We start from the raw sequence: 17,002 nt of genomic DNA, 5'->3' as shown, positions 1-17,002 counted from the left end.
ACGGCACACGGCAGAACGCCGCCTGTCAGGGCGGCGTCTTCTTTCTAAGTATTAAACAGGTTCCATCACGCATTGCAGTGGGTGCTGGCGCGCCCGCGCATACTGTCCTACCTGCGCGATGCGGGTGGCAGCGAGATCACGGGGATATACCCCGCAGACTCCGCGACCTTCGTGATGCACTTGCAACATGATCCGCGTGGCCTCTTCATGATTTTTATTGAAGAATTTTTGCAGGACTTTCACGACGAATTCCATCGGCGTGTAGTCATCGTTCAGCAGCAAAACCTGATACATCGGAGGCGGCGCGGCGCGTGCCGGTGCCTTCTCGACGGCCAAATCATGCTGGGTATCCAAGGTAGAACTCATAGGGCGGCTATTCTATTTAAACTGGGGACGCCTAACGCGCAACTTACTCAAAATTACACGCAGAAATACGTAGTTTCCATACTTGACGACACGAAGAAAAGCGGCGCATTATCAGCGCATTCTGGGGTTTTCAACTCATCGAAAATCTGCCAGGAATCCGGAGGGGGGGACAGAGGTCTAGACCGAGATGCCCTTCTGTCAACATACGATTCAATGAGGCAGTCCGCATGTCTGATACGACCGCAACCGCCGTCCAAGGGGACAATCCCAAATCGACGGGTACCGTCAAATGGTTCAACGATGCAAAGGGGTTTGGCTTCATTACGCCCGACGACGGCGGTGAAGATCTGTTCGCCCACTTCTCGTCCATACAGATGAATGGTTTTAAAACCCTGAAGGAAGGCCAGAAAGTGGCTTTCGAAATCATCCAGGGGCCCAAGGGCAAACAGGCGCTTAATATTACGGCTGCCTGACTTACCTCTACAGTGCAACGGTAAGGTTGCACCATTATCCAGGCGGGGCTTTCGGGCCCCGCCTTGTTATTTTCTTTTTACTCCCGCCGCTCATGCCGAAGAATGCGAAGTTATTACCTGTCATCCCTGCGTTGTTCAAGACAGCGTTCTTTAAACCCGCATTCCTGAGAGCCCTATCGGCGACGGTGGCTGCAGCGGCCTTGATGCTGGCTACCGGCGCACAAGCGCAAACTGGCCCGCAACCCGCCTTGCCCACGACGCAACTGTCGGCCGGAATCCATATTATCCGCGCGGAGGTCGCCGACACGGACGCCACGCGTCAGGCAGGCCTGATGTTCCGCAAAGAGCTGCCCGGCAATGACGGCATGCTGTTTGTCTTCGAGCGCCCGGACGTGCAGTGCTTCTGGATGCGCAACACCCTCTTGCCGCTCTCGATAGCCTTTATCGCCGACGACGGCACGATCGTCAACATCGACGACATGGCGCCCCAGACCGAAGATCCGCATTGCGCGCGCAAGCCCGTGCGCTACGCCCTTGAAATGGCCCAGGGCTGGTTCGACGAGCATGGCATCAAGGCGGGCCGGAAAATAGACGGGCTGCCCTGACCCGGGCGGCAGAGGGCGCCAGCGAGCCTTATAGAAATGACAAGGGAGCCCCGAGGGGCTCCCTTTTTGATTCCGCCGCGTCGCGCGCGGCGAAAAAAACAACACTTTCGGCTTAGACGCGTTCGATGATCAGCGCGATGCCCTGGCCGACGCCGATGCACATCGTGCACAGCGCGTAGCGGCCGCCGGTGCGTTCAAGCTGGTTGATGGCGGTGGTGGCCAGGCGAGCACCCGACGCGCCCAGCGGGTGACCCAGGGCGATTGCGCCGCCGTTGGGGTTCACGCGCGGGTCGTTGTCGGCGATGCCCAATTGACGCAACACGGCCAACCCTTGCGCGGCAAAGGCTTCGTTCAGTTCGATGACGTCCATCTGGTCCAGCGTCAGGCCCGTCTGCGCCAGCACCTTCAACGTGGCGGGCGCCGGGCCGATACCCATGATGCGCGGGGCCACGCCGGCGGTGGCCATGCCGACCACGCGCGCGCGCGGGGTCAGGCCATGGCGGGCGGCGGCCTTTTCATCCGCCAGCAGCAGCGCTGCGGAGCCGTCGTTCACGCCCGACGCGTTGCCGGCCGTGACGGAACCACCTTCGCGAACCACGCCCTTGAGCTTGGCCAGCGATTCCAGGCTGGTTTCGCGCGGATGTTCATCCTTGGACACCACGATCGGGTCGCCCTTTTTCTGAGCGATCGAGACCGGCACGATTTCAGCGTCGAACACGCCTTCTTTCTGGGCACGAGCCGTCTTTTGCTGGCTGGCCAGCGCAAACAGATCCTGGTCTTCGCGGCTGATGTTGAAGTCGTCAGCAACGTTCTCGGCCGTTTCGGGCATCGAGTCGACGCCGTACTGCGCCTTCATCAGCTTGTTGACGAAGCGCCAGCCGATGGTGGTGTCGAAAATGGCGGCGTTGCGCGAGAACGCGCTGTCGGCCTTGCCCATGACGAAAGGCGCGCGGCTCATGCTTTCCACGCCGCCAGCCAGCATCAGGCCGGCTTCGCCTGCGCGGATGGCGCGGGCGGCGGTGCCGATGGCGTCAAGGCCCGAACCGCACAGACGATTGACGGTCGCGCCGGGCACTTCGATGGGCAGGCCGGCCAGCAGCGTCGCCATGCGGGCCACGTTGCGGTTGTCTTCACCGGCCTGGTTGGCGCAGCCCATGATGGCGTCGTCCAGTTCTTCCCAGCGCACGCCGGGGTTGCGCGCTACCAGCGCCTTGATGGCGACAGCCAGCAGATCGTCGGGACGCACGCTGGCCAGCGCACCGCCATAGCGGCCGAAGGGGGTGCGGATCGCATCACAAATAAAGGCATTCACGGTCATGGGAAGCTCGGAGTGAAGTGAAAAATTCGGGATCGGACGATCTTAGCGCACCGCATTTCGCGCCAAGTTGGTGCAGTCGCGTCGTGTCCGCCACACGGACAGTGTCCGGTAGGTGTTCACCCTGATCGTGTGCGGAGGCGCGGCGTGCTGGCGGGAAACCGCTGTACGCCGTCGCTTTCTTAGTAATCGGTCTCGCCTGTCAGGCTTGGGAGGCGGGCGGCTTCGCGGGCGCGGTCGCCGTTCCGGACTGCGCGGCGCGGCCCGTCTCCACGATGGCTTGCCGGCGAAAACGACCGGCCGCCAGATGGTAGAACGGCTGCGGGCAGAACTGGCGAGACACGCCCGAGGCGAGCAATGACCCGACCAGCAACCAGAACAGCATCGGCTGGCTGCCCGTCATTTCCATGACCACCACGCTGGCCGTCAGCGGCGCCTGGGTGGCGGCCGCCAGGAAGGCCGCCATCGAAATCAGCACCAGCACGCGCTGGTCCACGCCCTCGCCCGCCAGCTCCCAAATGTGCTGGCCGATGCCTGCGCCGGTGGTCAGCGCGGGCGTGAAGATGCCGCCCGGGATGCCTGCCCAATACGAGGCGACGGTTGCGGCCAGCTTGGCCAGCCCGAAGCCGACCGGCGCCGCGTCGTGGCCCGACAGCAGATCGGCGGCCACGCCGTAGCCGGTGCCGTACACGGAGCCCGCCGTGCATAGGCCGATCACGGCCAGCACCAACCCCATGATGAAAGCCGTCCAGATGGGATGCGCGCGGATCCAGGCACGCCATGCCGCAGGGGCCGCGCCTGACACGCCTTTGCCCAGCAGGCGCGCGAAAATGCCGCCCAACGCGCCGTTGATCGCGCCGCAGATGACGATCCACATCACCATGCCGTGCGCCAGCGGCGCTCCACCGAACACGCCGAAATAAGGGTTGTTGCCCTGCACGGCGACCACGAGAAAGCCCGCGGCCAGCACGCCGATCAATACCAGGCGTTGCCAGCGCAGCACCGTGCCCCGGCCCAACTCTTCAATGGCGAAGATGACGCCGGCAAGCGGCGCATTGAACGCGGCGGCTAAGCCGCCTGCGGCCCCGGCCGCGATCAATTCATTGGCATGGAAGCCGCGCAGCTTCACGCCGCGACGCTTCCAGAAATCGCCCCAGGCAAGCATCAGCGCCGCGCCCACCTGCACCGACGGGCCTTCGCGACCGATGGAGGCGCCAGCCAGCATGCCAAAGAAAGCCAAGGGAATTTTCCAGAGCGTCTGGCCCAGCGACACCAGACTGTTCTGGCTGACGCCGGGTGGCAATGACAATGCGCCGATGACTTGTGGGATGCCGCTGCCGGACGCGTTGGGCGCGAAGCGCAACGTCAGCCAGCGCAGCGCGGCCAGGCTGAAAGGCAGCACCACCAAGGCGAGCCAGCCGTTGTGGCCCACCCACTCGCGGTTCCAGTCCAGCGCCTTGTCGGCCAGATACGCAAAACCCAGCGACATCATCGCGACAAGCGCTGCCCCGCCCAGCAAGAGCGCCATTTGCAGGCTCTTGCGCGACAGGCGGTTGATCTGGCGCACCTTGCGCCGCATACGGCGGCGTACGGCGGTGGACATCCGGCGGAAGGGTTCAGTCAGGCTCATGGGCTGCTGGCGTGCGGCGGAAAGTCGCTAACCTTAACATCCTCACCTGACTCCCAGCCCACAATTTCACACGACGCGGCGCGGCGCACGCTTGCGCGCGCGGCCGCGCCGTCGCATCAGAACGAGGACCAGTCGTCGTCCGATGCATGCGCCAGGGCCGGGCGCGCCAAGCCTGCGCGCGGGGCCGCGGCTACGGGCTTGCGCGCCGCGACCGAAGCGGGCTGCACCAGCCGGGGCTCGGCGCCACGCGCCGACCCCGCGCCCGCATCAACCTTGAAGCGGCGCACTTCCTGCGCCAGTCGTCCGGCCTGCTCTTGCATGCTGGCGGCCGCTGCGGCGGCCTCTTCGACCAAGGCGGCGTTCTGCTGCGTCACGGTGTCCATCTGCGCCACGGCCTGATTGACCTGTCCGATACCGGACGATTGCTCTTCCGAGGCGCTGGCGATTTCGCGCACCAGGATCGCTACCTGACGAACGCTATCGACCACTTCGCGCATGGTTCGGCCCGCTTCGTCGACCTGGCGGGTGCCGCCCTGCACGCGCGTGGCGGATTCATCGATCAGCGCCTTGATTTCCTTGGCCGCAACGGCCGAGCGTTGCGCCAAGGTGCGCACTTCGCCTGCCACCACCGCGAAACCACGGCCCTGCTCGCCCGCGCGGGCCGCTTCCACGGCGGCGTTGAGCGCCAGGATGTTGGTCTGGAATGCAATACCGTCGATCACGCCCGTGATATCCGCGATGCGGCGCGAGCTATCGGAAATGGCGCTCATGGTCTGAACCACGCCTTCCACCACTTCGCCGCCGCGCACGGCGACGCTGGATGCCTGCGTCACCAGGCGGTCGGCCTCGCTGGCGTTGTTCGCGTTCTGCTGCACGGTGCTGGTCAGCTCTTCCATCGACGCGGCCGTTTCCTCCAGCGAGGATGCCTGCTCTTCGGTGCGTTGCGACAGGTCGGAGTTGCCCTGCGCAATCTGCGAAGACGCCGAGGCGATGCTTTCACAGCCGTCGCGCACGTCCGCGACGATGCGCGCCAGGCTCTCGTTCATGGCCTTGAGCGCCGTCATCAAGTCGCCGGTTTCATCGCGCGTGGCGACCTGGATGTCGGTGGTCAGATCACCCGCGGCGACCTGGCGCGCCGCCTTCACGGCCTGCTCCAACGGTCGCACGATGCCGCGCGTCACCAGCCAGCCCAGCAACATGCCGATCACCACGCCAGCGATCGCCAGGATGATCATCACCAGGCGCACGGTGCCGTACAGGTCCGTGCCTGCATCCACGGATTGCGCGGCGGCTTTTTCCTTGCCCACCGCCAGGTCGGTCATCAGGTCGTCGAGCTTTTGCGACGAAGCGATGACGCGCTTTTCGATCTCGGCAACGCGCGGATCCGTCTGGGTCAGCGATTGCGATTGCGCCGCTGCGAAGAAGGCCTCGGACTCACGCTTCCAGACCTGCTCGGTCTCGACGAACTGCGCCAGCAGGCGCTTGCCCTCTTCCTCGTGGAAGTTTTGCGCGGCTTTCTCGCGCAGCACGTCCATGGTTTTGACGGCTTCGTCGAACTGTTTCTTCAATGCCTGACGATCTTGCTCGGAGCTGGCGGCCAGGTAGCCGCTGCGGGCGCGCCCCGCATAGATCAGGTTGAGGTTGGCTTCCTTCAGATCCGAGATGCCGCGCAGCTCGGTGTCGTACAAGCGGTCATTCAATTCATTGATGCGGGACAGCCCCCAAACGCCAAAGGCTCCAATCGCACCGCCAATCACTGCCACCAGCAAAAACGCACCCGACAGGCGCGCCCCAATGCGCAAGCCTGAAAATAAGCGAAACATGCTTCCCTTCCCTGTAGATACCCCGGTTTATAGCGGGCACGCCGCGATCCGTTGGCCCCGTGGTTCAACCCCTGACCACTGGCAACAATAGCGGGCTGAATTCCTAGGGATAACCCTAAAGAAAAGGTTGTTTCTTTGTTATTTCCCTGGAATGAAATCGACAATCGACAGGATTTTGACAGCTGAATTTTTTCTGAACGAAATAAAAAACCCCTTGGCAATGCACAAGGGGCTTTTCGTTGGGGGCCGCTTATGCGGCCCGGCTAGTCTTTAGCGATCAGCCAAAGTTCTTGGCGGCGAAATCCCAGTTCGCCAGTGCCCAGAAGTTTTCCAGGTACTTGGGACGCGCGTTGCGGTAGTCGATGTAGTACGCGTGTTCCCAGACATCACAGGTGAGCAGCGGCTTGTCGGCCGTGGTCAGCGGGGTGGCGGCATTGCTGGTGTTGACGATATCGACCGAGCCGTCAGCCTTCTTGACCAGCCACGTCCAGCCCGAACCGAAGTTGCCGGCTGCCGACTTGTTGAACGCTTCCTTGAAAGCGTCGAAGCTGCCCCACTTGGCGTTGATGGCGTCAGCCAGCTTGCCGGTGGGTGCGCCGCCGGCCTTGGGAGCCAGGCTGTTCCAGTAGAACGTGTGGTTCCAGACTTGAGCGGCGTTGTTGAAAATGCCACCCGAGGACTTCTTCACGATGTCTTCCAGCGACAGCGTTTCGAATTCCGTACCCGGGATCAGGTTGTTCAGGTTCGTGACGTAAGTCTGGTGATGCTTGCCGTAGTGGAACTCCAGCGTTTCCTTGGAAATGTGCGGGGCCAGGGCGTCGAGTTCGTAAGGCAGGGGGGGAAGAGTATGTGCCATGTGTTGGTTCCTTCTGTTGAGTGCACGATCAAGCCGGTCAATTGTATCGGCAACTAATGAGGATACCGCGTTAACCCCGCGCCCGCGCGGGGTTAACGCCGTGCATGAGTCCAAGCCGCCAGAGTTTTTTTGTGAACGCTACTCTTTCTCGTATCGCAGTTCCCTGCGCTGGTCCGACTCGATCAGCGCGCCGTCTTTGTGAACGGTGAACGTTTTGTGCATCGGCGTGCCGGCTGCTTGTTCGGGCACGTCAAGATCGATGCGGATGGCGCGCGCGTCGGCATCCAGCTTGCTGATGTCGACCTGATGCCAGCGCGCTCCGGAAGGCAATGGCACGAACACCGCCAACGCGCGCAAGGCGCCCGGTGCGATCGGCGCGCTGATGCCGTCCGCACCTTCGGATTGGCGTGGCGCGCCGCCGTGGTCGGCGTCCGACGAGGACATCGCCACGTCGATCTTCACGGGGCGGTCACGGTAGAACACGCGCACGGTCAGCTGGTCAGGCTTGGCGGGCTTGCCCTCGGCGCGCACGCCGGCGACAGCCGAATACGGTTGAATCGGCGGCGTGTCCAGAAACACCTGCCTGCCGTCGTGACGCCACGCGCCACGCGCTGAAATATCGACCGCGCCGTAACTCATCATGTAGTCAAAGCTGCCGTCTGGCGACAGCAGCAGCTCGCTGCCCACTTCGCGCACGCCGCGCAAATAATAGTGACCAGGCAGGCCCGTGGCCTCGGCGGATTTGCTGGCCGATTTCGCGCCTGCGCGCCTGCCCTGCGTGGCTGGGGTGCACGCTGCCGTCAACGACACGCCAGCCGCTTGCACGACCTGCTGGAAGGCCGGCGCGGACTGGCACGCCAAGGCATACGCAAACGACAGGGCAGGCGGCGCGGCCGCCTTGTCCAGGCGCGCGCCGTGCCGCGCCAGCAAGGACAACATCTCGGGTTGGCCGGTCTGCAAGGCCACCCACGCCGGGCTGCGGCCCGACGCGTCCGCCTGATCGGGACGCGCGCCAGCCGTCAGCATCGCGCGGGCCAGGTCTGCGCGGCCCAGCTGGATGGCGGTCGTCAACGGCGTGTCGCCATTGTCCAGCGCGGCATCCAGCGACCCGCCAGTAGCGTTGACGAAACGCAGCAGCGGCACCAGGTCGTCGTACCTGGCCACATACCATTGCCGGCTGTGCAGCAGTTGCGACACGATGCGTCGCGGCAGCGGCGCAGCATCGGGCGCGCAGGCGGTCGGCTTGCCGGTGAATCCGGCCGCTTGCAGCGCCGCCACGTATCGCGGCTCGGCCACCAGATTGGATTCACCTCCTTCCGGCAGGCAGGCCTGCGCGACCGGCTGGCCAGTCGCCTGACTGATCCGGCGCACCAGCGCCATATCGCCCGAGGCCACCGCCGCGTTCAGCAGGGCATAGGCGGCGGGGGCACGCGGCAGGCGCGGGTCGTCCAGCCTGGCCCCGGCACGCAGCAGCCGGTCCAGCATCGCCGTGTCTTGCCTGCCGATCAGCCAATACAGCGCGCTTTCGCCATCGGCGGCAAGGCCGACGGGGTCCGCGCCCTTGGCCAGCAACGCATCGACAACGGACGTCTGGCCCGAGGTGGCGGCCAGCAGCAACAGCGGCGCGCGGTCGCCGCGATCCCCGGCAGCCTGCCGGGGATCGGCAAGTGCGCCGGCCTCGATCAGCATCAACGCCAAGGCCGTATCGCGGTTCTCCAGCGCGCGCCGGATGGCGTCATCGCCCAGGGTTTTGAGATCGAAGCCCGCGTCGGCAAACAGCCGCAGCGACGCGGCGTCGCCCGACTGCACGGCGATGTCCACGGCCGATTTCAAGTCATAGCCTTCGCGCTTGACGCGAGGATCGGCGCCCGCAGCCAGCAGCAGCTTGATGGCGGCGGGCTGGCGCGCCTGGACCGCATCGGCAAGCGGCGTGTTGCCGTAGGCGTCAAGCGGGTCGCCATCGACGGGCGCGCCCAGCGCCAACACCCGTTGCAGGGTTTGCACATCGCCCTGGCGCGCGGCCAGATTCATGATGGGCTGGGTGTCCAGCTGCACCTTGGTGAACAGCGTGGTGCTGGATCCGGTCTGCGGCCCGCGTTGCGCGAACGGCATGTCTTTTTGCAGCAGTTGCGCGGCGATATCGGGATGGCCGCCCTGCACCGCCGCTTGCGCCGCATCCAGCCAGATATCGCGCTGGCCGGTTTCGCCGTAGCCGGTGGCGGGAATGTGGCGCGGCCCCAGCGCCATCAGCGCGGAAACCGCGCCGGCATCGCCCAGGTAGGCAGCCAGCGCCAAGGCGGTCAGGCCGTCTTCATAGGCGGGCTTGGTGCCGGTGGCGGCCAGGGCTTGCAGCGGCGCGGCGCCTTCGGTCAGTTCCACCATGGGCTCCCAGGCCAGGAAATCCGCCACGTCGGCGCCCGCATCGGCGTAGGGCTTGGAGGCCCCCGCCTTGAACAAGGCCAGCACCATGCGCGTCATCGCCGCACGATCGACCAGGCGCGGCAGATACGTCATGCGCACCGCAAATTCGAAATCGCGATGCAAGAGGAATTCAAGCGGCGTGCGTCGTTCGTCGTTGCGCTGATCGGGATTCGCGCCGGCAGCCAGCAGCATGTCCATGATGTCGGGCGTGCCGGCCAGCAGGGCCAGATGCAGCGGGGGACGGCGGGATTCGTAGGTAACGTCGTCCAGCGCCGGCTTGGTGGCAAGAAGCGCGGCCAACATGCGTATGCGTGCGGGCAGAATCGCGTGATAGGCCTGGCGCAGCTTGTCGGCGTCCTGGGGCGAAATGCTCCAGTACACGTCCTTGTTGCGCAAGGCCGACGGCGGTTTGAGCAGTGCGTGCAGCAGGGGCACGCCGTCCAGCGCGTAGTCGCCGGGCCGCTCCACCTGGGTCAGCGCGCTGGAAAAAGCATCGGCGTCGTTCGCAAGCACGGCGGCAAAGAGCGCGCGGGCTGCAGGGGTGTCGGCTTCTTTATAGATTCGGTATGGCGATTGGCAATCGCAGTTATCGGCGGCTGGCGCGCTTGCCGCCTGCTGGCGGGCGCTGGATTCGACCTTCGTGGGGTCCGCTTTCACGCCCTCGCTGATGGTTGCCGACGTCGCGGCCTGGACGGCCACCGCGTGGCCCAACACGATGGCCGATCCGGCCAGGATACGAGCTATCCAACCCCCGCGTTCGTCGTGCCGCATTGTGTTGCCCCAAGGTGCATTCAGGTGTCTTGCACTGCCGCCCAGCCAGACGCGGCCGGCGCTGGCCGAGCGCCGGTCAGCGTTCGGTCAACCCGCGTCGCGAGTCTTGCGCGTCTGCTGCACCTGGACCTGCGCGCCCCCTTGCGCGAAGCTCAGATCCAGCGCCTGCCCCGCCGCCAAGGTGGCCGCGTCCCGCACGATGCGGCCGTCGGCGTCACGCGCGATCGCGTAACCGCGAGACAAGGTATTGCCTGGATCAAGCGCACGCAACTGCGCCGTGGCCGCCGCCAGCCGGTTGCGGCCCTGCACAAGCAGACGCGCGTGCGCCTGCCCCAATTGGCGGGCGGCGCCGGCCAGCCGGTCGGCGGCGCGGCCGGTATCCGGCACGCGATGCGCCAGACGCTGCGTCAGTAGATTGACGCGAGCGGAGCGCCGGCCTTGCGGACCGGACCATGCGGACGCCAGACGAAAACGCAGGCTGTTCAGGCGTTCCTGTTGATGTTCAAGCCGTTGCGACGGCGACACGAGCTGCGCCGACGCACGGTCCAGCCGCTGCGCCGCGCGTTCCAGCCGCCGTTGCTGGCCACGGACCATGGCCTGGGCGGACTGCATCACGCGGCCCATCAACTCCGAACGCGGCACGCAGGCCAGTTCGGCCGCAGCCGTGGGCGTCGGCGCGCGCACGTCGGCCACGAAGTCGACGATCGTGAAATCGGTTTCGTGACCCACGCCGCTGATGACGGGAATTTCACTTGCCGCGACCTGGCGCGCCAGGTCCTCGTCGTTGAAGCTCCACAGATCTTCGATGCTGCCGCCGCCACGCACCAGCAGCAGCGTGTCGACTTCAGCGCGGGCATTGGCCAGCCGCACCTGGGCCGCGAGGCGGCTGGCGGCGTCCGCGCCCTGAACCGGGGCCGGATAGATGATGATGGGGACTTGCGGCGCGCGCCGGGCCAGCGCCGACAGCACATCGCGCAATGCGGCGGCGTGCAGCGAGGTAATGACCCCGATTGCGCGTGGCAGCCGCACGGGCTCGCGCTTGCGAGCCGGATCGAACAGGCCTTCCGAGGCCAGCTGTTCTTTCAGCCGCAAAAAGGCTTCATACAGGTTGCCCAGGCCGGCCCGGCGCATGGCGTCGGCCTGCAATTGATAGTCGCCACGCGGCTCGTACAGGGACACCCGGGCCCGGATTTCCACCTGATCGCCCGCTTTCGGCACAAACCCCACCGCGCTGGCGCGGCTTCGGAACATGACGGCCCGCACCGAAGCCCGGCTGTCCTTGAGCGTGAAGTACCAATGCCCGGATGCCGCCTGCGTGAAGTTCGAAATCTCGCCGCGCACCCATAACGCCGGGATGCTGCGCTCCAACAACTGCCCCACTGCTTGGTTTAGCTGGGCAACTGTCAGGATATCCCGCGTGAATGCGTTGTTTGTGACTGCAAATTCAATTGTCATAAGGCTTTCCGATGCGTACCTGTCCACAGGGCATACGTAGCGGGGCGCAATGATACCGCGTCCACGATTTTTTGCAGCGACCGGCCCGAGAGCCAATAAATTTCTAATAAGTCATTGATATTTATATAGATTTTTATATTTCAGCATTGCGCTCAATTGAAGCAAACAAGCGCCAGCCCTGTGCCCGCAAGCGTTCCGGCGAAGTTTTGCACAGAATTATCCACAATTTCTGTGGATAATTCGGACCCTTCCCGCCTTGCCACAAAGCCGCCGCACCGTTACAGTTTCGGCTTGATCTGATACCTCGGCGCGAGCGATTTTCCCGCCCTGGCCCCCCCGGGAGTTGAACGCTTTGCTTTCCATTTTGCGCGAGGCCGGCTGGCCCATCTGGCCCCTGCTGGCGACATCCGTGCTGGGACTGGCGCTGATTTTCGAGCGCTTCCTCTCCCTGCGCCGCAGCCTGATCCTGCCCCGGGGCCTGAACGATCAGGTCGTGGACATGCTCCGCAACCGCCAGGACACCCCCGAAGCCATCAATCGCCTGGAACGCAATTCCCCGCTGGGCCGCGTTCTGGCCGAAGTGATGCGGCATCGTCATCTGCCGCGCGAAGAACTGCGCAATGTGGTCGAAGACACCGGCCGCGCCGTCGCCCATGATCTCAGCCGCTACATTCCCGCCATCGGCACGATTGCCGTCGTCGCCCCGCTGATGGGCCTTTTTGGCACCGTGGTCGGCATGATCGAAATTTTCGGTTCGTACACCCCTGGCGGCGGCGATCCCGCCCAACTGGCGCGCGGCATCTCGATTGCGCTCTACAACACCGGCTTCGGCATCCTCATCGCCATCCCCGCGATGATCGCCCACCGCTACCTGCGCAGTCGGGTCGACAACTACCTCAGCGCCATGGAGCAATCGGCTTCCCGACTGGTGCGGGCCGTATCGCCCGTGCCTGCCACGCCGCCGCTGCGCGAGGGGCGTTCATGAATTTCCGCGGTTCCCGGGGCGATCGCGACGAGCTGGACATCAACCTGATCCCGCTCATCGACGTCCTGCTGGTCATCCTGATCTTCCTGGCCGCCACGACGTCGTTCACGCGATTCACGCAGCTGAAAGTGACCTTGCCACAGGCTTCGTCCGAGCAGGACACGCCGCCCGCGCTGGAAGTGGCCGTCAGCCAGGACGGCCGCTATGCCCTGAACGGCACGCTTATCGACGTGTCCACCCCGCCTGAAATCGCCGAGGTGTTGCGTCAAGCAGCCGCGGGCAAGACCGAACCGCTGGTCATCATCAATGCCGACGCCCAGGCCACCCACCAGTCCGTGATCAACGTCATGGAAGCCGCCCGCCTGGCCGGCATCGGCCGCGTCAACTTCGCCGCCCAGACATCCCGGTGAGCACCCCGCGTTCGTCCCCGTCGCTGCTGGCCCGCCAGTGGCAGCATGGCGGCTGGCTGTCGACGCTGCTGTCGCCGCTGGCCGCGCTGACCGCGTGGGCGGTGGCCCGCAAGCGCGCCGCGTACGCAAGCGGCGCCAAGCCCAGTTACCGCGCGCCCGTGCCCGTGGTCGTCGTGGGCAACATCTATGTCGGCGGCACCGGCAAAACCCCCGTGGTGATCGCCACCGTGCAAGGGCTGCGCGCGCGCGGGTTCACCCCTGGCGTGGTCAGCCGGGGCTATGGCGTGAAGATCGGCCCCGACGCCCGTGTCGGCGTGGGAGCGCTGGCGGCCAATCTCTATGGCGATGAACCGGCCCTGATCGCGCGCGCCACCGGCGCGCCGGTGTCCGTGCACCCCAAGCGCGCTCTGGCTGCCCGCGCCCTGCTCCACGCGCACCCCGAGGTGGACGTCATCGTGTCCGACGATGGCTTGCAGCATCTGGCGCTGGCGCGAGATATCGAAATCGTGGTGCAGGATGCGCGTGGCGTGGGTAACGGCCGGCTGCTGCCCGCCGGCCCGCTGCGCGAGCCCGCCCAACGCCTGCGGGACGTGGATGTGGTGGTCACGAACATCGGCGAGCCGGACGGCCGCCCCGCCGACAGCGGCTCGCGCCCGCGCCCGGTGCGGATGTGGCTGGAACCGGGCGACGCCCGCCACATCGAAGACGGCGCCACGCGTCCGCTGTCCGCGTTCGCCGGACAGCCCCGTATCGCGGCGGCGGCGGGCATCGGCAACCCGGAACGGTTCTTCACCACGTTGCGCGCGGCCGGCATTGAACCGGAAGCGACGCTGCCCCTGCCTGACCATCACGACTACGCGGAATCGCCATTCCAGTCGCTGTCGGCCGATACGATCCTGGTGACCTCCAAGGACGCCATCAAATGCGCTGCGCTGCACGACCGGCGCCTGTGGGAAGTGCCAGTTCAGGCGGCTTTTTCTGATCCGCAGCTGTTCGACTGGCTGGCGCAGGCGCTGCGCCTGCGCGCCCCGACCTGATCGATCTGTCCCGATTGGCGGGCGGCGGCGCGTCTGAAGCAGGAATGCGCTTATCGCCCTTCGCGTCCTGACGCAGGCAAAATCCAATTGCGCCAGGGCGAGCCGGTCCTTACCCCGCACAAACTGTTTTAGAATCCCGGTCATGGAATCCCGACTTCTCGACATCCTCGTCTGCCCCCTGTGCAAGGGCCGCCTTGAACACGACCGCGAACAGGCCGAACTGGTTTGCCGCGCCGATCGCCTGGCTTTCCCGATTCGCGACGGCATCCCCGTCATGCTGGAATCGGAAGCCCGGGTGCTGGACGAAACCGCCCCCACCTGACCGCCGCACCGTGAGCTTTATCGCCCTGATCCCGGCGCGCGCCGCCTCGACCCGCCTGCCCGACAAACCGCTTGCCGACATCGCCGGCAAGCCGATGGTCGTGCGCACCGCCGACCGCGCCGCACTGTCAGGCGCCTCGCGCCTGTACATCGCCACGGACGACGCCCGCGTGCAGGCGGCTGTCGCGGCCCACGGCCTGAACGCCCTGATGACGCGCGGCGACCACCCCACCGGCACCGACCGGCTGGCGGAAGCCGTCGAACAATTGGGCTTGCCGGACGAGGCCATCGTGGTCAACGTGCAGGGCGACGAGCCGCTGATCGAACCCGAACTCATCGACGCCGTGGCGGCCAAGCTGCTGGCCAACCCGCAGGCCGATATCGCCACCTGCGCCAGCCCCTTGGCGGACGCCGAGGCGCTGTTCAACCCGAACGTCGTGAAGGTCGTCTGCACGGCGGACGACCGCGCCATGTATTTCTCGCGCGCCCCGATTCCCTGGGCGCGAGACGCATTGGCTGCCGGCGAGCGCGTACTGGCCGAGGGCCTGCCCGCCTGGCACCACATCGGCCTGTACGCCTACCGCGTGTCGTTTTTGCGTCGCTTCCCGACCCTGCCGCAGGGCGTGCTGGAACGGTTCGAGTCGCTGGAACAACTGCGCGCCATGGAACATGGCCATCAAATCGTCGTACACCGTACGCTCAACCCTCCCGCGGCAGGGGTAGACACCCCGGCGGATCTGGAACGCGTGCGGTTGATCTACAGCAAACAGATGTAAGGGTTATTTCCCATGGCGCAGCCCCGCATTGGCTGCTGCGTTGCGGCATAATCCCCCGGATCACAAAAAATAAACCCCATCAGGAGCACTCATGCGTCTCATCTTGCTCGGACCTCCCGGCGCCGGCAAAGGCACCCAGGCCGCGTTTCTCACCCAACACTTCGGCATTCCCCAGATCTCCACCGGCGACATGCTGCGAGCCGCGGTGAAGGCAGGCACGCCCTTGGGTATTGAAGCCAAAAAGGTCATGGATGCCGGCGGTCTGGTTTCCGACGAGATCATCATCGGCCTGGTTCAAGACCGCCTCAAGCAGCCCGACTGCGCTGGCGGCTACCTGTTCGACGGCTTCCCCCGCACCATCCCGCAGGCCGACGCGCTCAAGAGCGCCGGCGTCAAGCTGGACTACGTGGTGGAAATCGAAGTGCCCGAAGAAGACATCATCGAACGCATGAGCGGCCGCCGCGTGCACCAGCCCAGCGGACGCAGCTACCACGTGCGCTTCAACCCGCCCAAGGTTGAAGGCCGCGACGACGTCACCGGCGAAGAACTGATCCAGCGCGACGACGATCGCGAGGAAACGGTGCGCCATCGCCTGTCCGTCTATCGCGAACAGACCCGTCCGCTGGTCGATTACTACTCGACCTGGGCGCAGCAGAACGCCGCCGAAGCCCCCAAGTACCGCAAGATCTCGGGCGTGGGCGCCGTCGACGAAATCAAGTCGCGCCTGTTCGAGGCCGTCAACGGCTGATCGGCGCTGGGTTGGCCCCAAAGGCCTTCGGCGCCGGCTGGACGCAATGCGCTCCGGCATCGGCCCGAAGGCCTTGTTGCATCCGGCGCCTGCCGCGCCGCTTTCATCCCTTCAATTGAACTGGTAGAGACATGGAAATCGCGAACAAGGTATTCATCGTTACGGGTGGCGCGTCCGGACTGGGCGCGGGCACCGTGCGCATGCTGGTGGAAAATGGCGCCAAGGTCGTCATCGCCGACGTGCAGGACGAGCCTGGCCAGGCCCTGGCCAAGGAATTGGGCCAGCGCTACGTGCATTGCGACGTGACGCAGGAAGCCGACGGCAAGAGCGCCGTGGCCGCCGCGCTGGAACTGGGCGCGCTGTTTGGCCTGGTGAACTGCGCGGGCGTGGCCCCGGCCGCGAAGATCGTCGGCAAGAACGGCGCGCATCCGCTGGACCTGTTCCAGAAGGTCGTGTCGATCAACCTGATCGGCAGCTTCAACATGATGCGCCTGGCCGCCGAGGCCATGAGCGCGAACACGCCCGAGCCCACCGGCGAGCGCGGCGTCATGATCAACACGGCGTCGGTCGCCGCCTTCGACGGTCAGATCGGGCAGGCCGCTTACGCCGCCTCGAAGGCTGGCGTGGCCGGCATGACTCTGCCGATCGCCCGCGATCTGGCCAAGACCGGCATCCGCTGCATGACCATCGCCCCGGGCATCTTCGGCACGCCGATGATTTTCGGCATGCCCCAGGAAGTGCAGGACTCGCTGGCCGCCAGCATCCCCTTCCCCGCCCGCCTGGGCCGGCCGGAAGACTACGCCAAGCTGGTCTACAGCATCGTCACGAACGACATGCTGAACGGCGAAACGATTCGACTGGATGGCGCCATCCGCATGCCCCCGAAGTGAAAATCCCCCCGCGCCGCGCAGGCTCTGCACGCTTGCCGCCCCGCGCAGGGGCGGCTTTTTCTCCAGGGCAACCTGGCGGGGAACCAGCATGCTTGCGGGGCGCGGGGACTGATATTGCCG

At 65.5% G+C, this 17,002-nt stretch carries 16 protein-coding genes; 9 read left to right on the top strand and 7 right to left on the bottom strand.

Translation table 11 applies throughout. From position 1 onward, the window contains the following. Window positions 1-51 precede the first annotated feature (51 nt). Window positions 52-366, bottom strand: coding sequence for an ATP-dependent Clp protease adapter ClpS (clpS, locus tag API01S_RS02250; protein ID WP_006220276.1), 315 nt, complete (start codon window positions 364-366; stop codon window positions 52-54). Between the two features lie 227 nt (window positions 367-593). On the opposite strand from clpS, the gene API01S_RS02245 reads away from it, so the two are divergent. Then, the gene (locus API01S_RS02245) at window positions 594-839 is read left to right on the top strand and encodes a cold-shock protein (RefSeq protein ID WP_006220277.1); all 246 of its coding nucleotides are present in this window, start codon (window positions 594-596) and stop codon (window positions 837-839) included. A gap of 203 nt (window positions 840-1,042) precedes the next feature. Next, entirely contained in the window at window positions 1,043-1,444 is a 402-nt protein-coding gene (locus API01S_RS02240) for a DUF192 domain-containing protein (protein WP_232294762.1), read from the top strand. Window positions 1,445-1,556: 112 nt separating this feature from the next. Here the strand turns inward: API01S_RS02240 and pcaF are convergent, their stop codons facing one another. The 6 genes from pcaF to xseA all read right to left on the bottom strand — a co-directional run bounded on the left by pcaF (window position 1,557) and on the right by xseA (window position 11,715). Continuing rightward, entirely contained in the window at window positions 1,557-2,762 is a 1,206-nt protein-coding gene (pcaF, locus tag API01S_RS02235) for a 3-oxoadipyl-CoA thiolase (RefSeq protein WP_050730080.1), read from the bottom strand. Between the two features lie 199 nt (window positions 2,763-2,961). Beyond that, window positions 2,962-4,389, bottom strand: coding sequence for a chloride channel protein (locus tag API01S_RS02230; protein ID WP_082306103.1), 1,428 nt, complete (start codon window positions 4,387-4,389; stop codon window positions 2,962-2,964). 116 nt (window positions 4,390-4,505) lie between these two features. Further along, entirely contained in the window at window positions 4,506-6,212 is a 1,707-nt protein-coding gene (locus API01S_RS02225) for a methyl-accepting chemotaxis protein (RefSeq protein ID WP_006220281.1), read from the bottom strand. A 277-nt stretch (window positions 6,213-6,489) separates the two neighbouring features. After that, window positions 6,490-7,068 (bottom strand): superoxide dismutase [Fe], encoded by a 579-nt coding sequence (sodB, locus tag API01S_RS02220; RefSeq protein WP_050730078.1) that lies wholly within the window; start codon window positions 7,066-7,068, stop codon window positions 6,490-6,492. A 138-nt stretch (window positions 7,069-7,206) separates the two neighbouring features. Then, window positions 7,207-10,260, bottom strand: coding sequence for an ankyrin repeat domain-containing protein (locus tag API01S_RS02215; RefSeq protein WP_156487046.1), 3,054 nt, complete (start codon window positions 10,258-10,260; stop codon window positions 7,207-7,209). An 87-nt stretch (window positions 10,261-10,347) separates the two neighbouring features. Further along, on the bottom strand, window positions 10,348-11,715 hold the full coding sequence (gene xseA / locus API01S_RS02210; RefSeq protein ID WP_006220285.1) for an exodeoxyribonuclease VII large subunit: 1,368 nt from the start codon (window positions 11,713-11,715) through the stop codon (window positions 10,348-10,350). A gap of 352 nt (window positions 11,716-12,067) precedes the next feature. Between xseA and API01S_RS02205 the strand changes: the two genes are divergently transcribed. From API01S_RS02205 to API01S_RS02175, 7 genes are all read left to right on the top strand, one after another. Further along, window positions 12,068-12,700: a MotA/TolQ/ExbB proton channel family protein gene (locus API01S_RS02205; protein ID WP_039883346.1), complete on the top strand. Its 633-nt coding sequence runs from the start codon at window positions 12,068-12,070 to the stop codon at window positions 12,698-12,700. Continuing rightward, window positions 12,697-13,110, top strand: coding sequence for an ExbD/TolR family protein (locus tag API01S_RS02200; protein WP_006220287.1), 414 nt, complete (start codon window positions 12,697-12,699; stop codon window positions 13,108-13,110). The genes API01S_RS02205 and API01S_RS02200 overlap by 4 nt, the downstream gene beginning before the upstream one ends. Continuing rightward, on the top strand, window positions 13,107-14,147 hold the full coding sequence (gene lpxK, locus API01S_RS02195; protein WP_050730077.1) for a tetraacyldisaccharide 4'-kinase: 1,041 nt from the start codon (window positions 13,107-13,109) through the stop codon (window positions 14,145-14,147). The genes API01S_RS02200 and lpxK overlap by 4 nt, the downstream gene beginning before the upstream one ends. Window positions 14,148-14,289: 142 nt before the next feature. Then, window positions 14,290-14,469: a Trm112 family protein gene (locus API01S_RS02190; protein ID WP_006220289.1), complete on the top strand. Its 180-nt coding sequence runs from the start codon at window positions 14,290-14,292 to the stop codon at window positions 14,467-14,469. 10 nt (window positions 14,470-14,479) lie between these two features. Further along, entirely contained in the window at window positions 14,480-15,244 is a 765-nt protein-coding gene (gene kdsB, locus API01S_RS02185) for a 3-deoxy-manno-octulosonate cytidylyltransferase (RefSeq protein ID WP_050730076.1), read from the top strand. Window positions 15,245-15,335: 91 nt separating this feature from the next. After that, window positions 15,336-15,992: an adenylate kinase gene (adk, locus tag API01S_RS02180; RefSeq protein WP_006220292.1), complete on the top strand. Its 657-nt coding sequence runs from the start codon at window positions 15,336-15,338 to the stop codon at window positions 15,990-15,992. Window positions 15,993-16,123: 131 nt separating this feature from the next. Beyond that, window positions 16,124-16,882: a 3-hydroxyacyl-CoA dehydrogenase gene (locus API01S_RS02175; RefSeq protein WP_006220294.1), complete on the top strand. Its 759-nt coding sequence runs from the start codon at window positions 16,124-16,126 to the stop codon at window positions 16,880-16,882. Window positions 16,883-17,002: the final 120 nt, after the last annotated feature.

Source organism: Achromobacter piechaudii NBRC 102461 (assembly GCF_001571245.1).
GTDB lineage: Bacteria > Pseudomonadota > Gammaproteobacteria > Burkholderiales > Burkholderiaceae_B > Achromobacter > Achromobacter piechaudii.
This window is presented reverse-complemented; position numbering and strand designations above follow the sequence as displayed.

Bases quoted from the DNA above. Each gene is read 5' to 3' on its own strand.
- clpS (WP_006220276.1), bottom strand. From the start codon at position 366: ATGAGTTCTACCTTGGATACCCAGCATGATTTGGCCGTCGAGAAGGCA.
- API01S_RS02245 (WP_006220277.1), top strand. From the start codon at position 594: ATGTCTGATACGACCGCAACCGCCGTCCAAGGGGACAATCCCAAATCG.
- API01S_RS02240 (WP_232294762.1), top strand. From the start codon at position 1,043: ATGCTGGCTACCGGCGCACAAGCGCAAACTGGCCCGCAACCCGCCTTG.
- pcaF (WP_050730080.1), bottom strand. From the start codon at position 2,762: ATGACCGTGAATGCCTTTATTTGTGATGCGATCCGCACCCCCTTCGGC.
- API01S_RS02230 (WP_082306103.1), bottom strand. From the start codon at position 4,389: ATGAGCCTGACTGAACCCTTCCGCCGGATGTCCACCGCCGTACGCCGC.
- API01S_RS02225 (WP_006220281.1), bottom strand. From the start codon at position 6,212: ATGTTTCGCTTATTTTCAGGCTTGCGCATTGGGGCGCGCCTGTCGGGT.
- sodB (WP_050730078.1), bottom strand. From the start codon at position 7,068: ATGGCACATACTCTTCCCCCCCTGCCTTACGAACTCGACGCCCTGGCC.
- API01S_RS02215 (WP_156487046.1), bottom strand. From the start codon at position 10,260: ATGCGGCACGACGAACGCGGGGGTTGGATAGCTCGTATCCTGGCCGGA.
- xseA (WP_006220285.1), bottom strand. From the start codon at position 11,715: ATGACAATTGAATTTGCAGTCACAAACAACGCATTCACGCGGGATATC.
- API01S_RS02200 (WP_006220287.1), top strand. From the start codon at position 12,697: ATGAATTTCCGCGGTTCCCGGGGCGATCGCGACGAGCTGGACATCAAC.
- API01S_RS02190 (WP_006220289.1), top strand. From the start codon at position 14,290: ATGGAATCCCGACTTCTCGACATCCTCGTCTGCCCCCTGTGCAAGGGC.
- adk (WP_006220292.1), top strand. From the start codon at position 15,336: ATGCGTCTCATCTTGCTCGGACCTCCCGGCGCCGGCAAAGGCACCCAG.
- API01S_RS02175 (WP_006220294.1), top strand. From the start codon at position 16,124: ATGGAAATCGCGAACAAGGTATTCATCGTTACGGGTGGCGCGTCCGGA.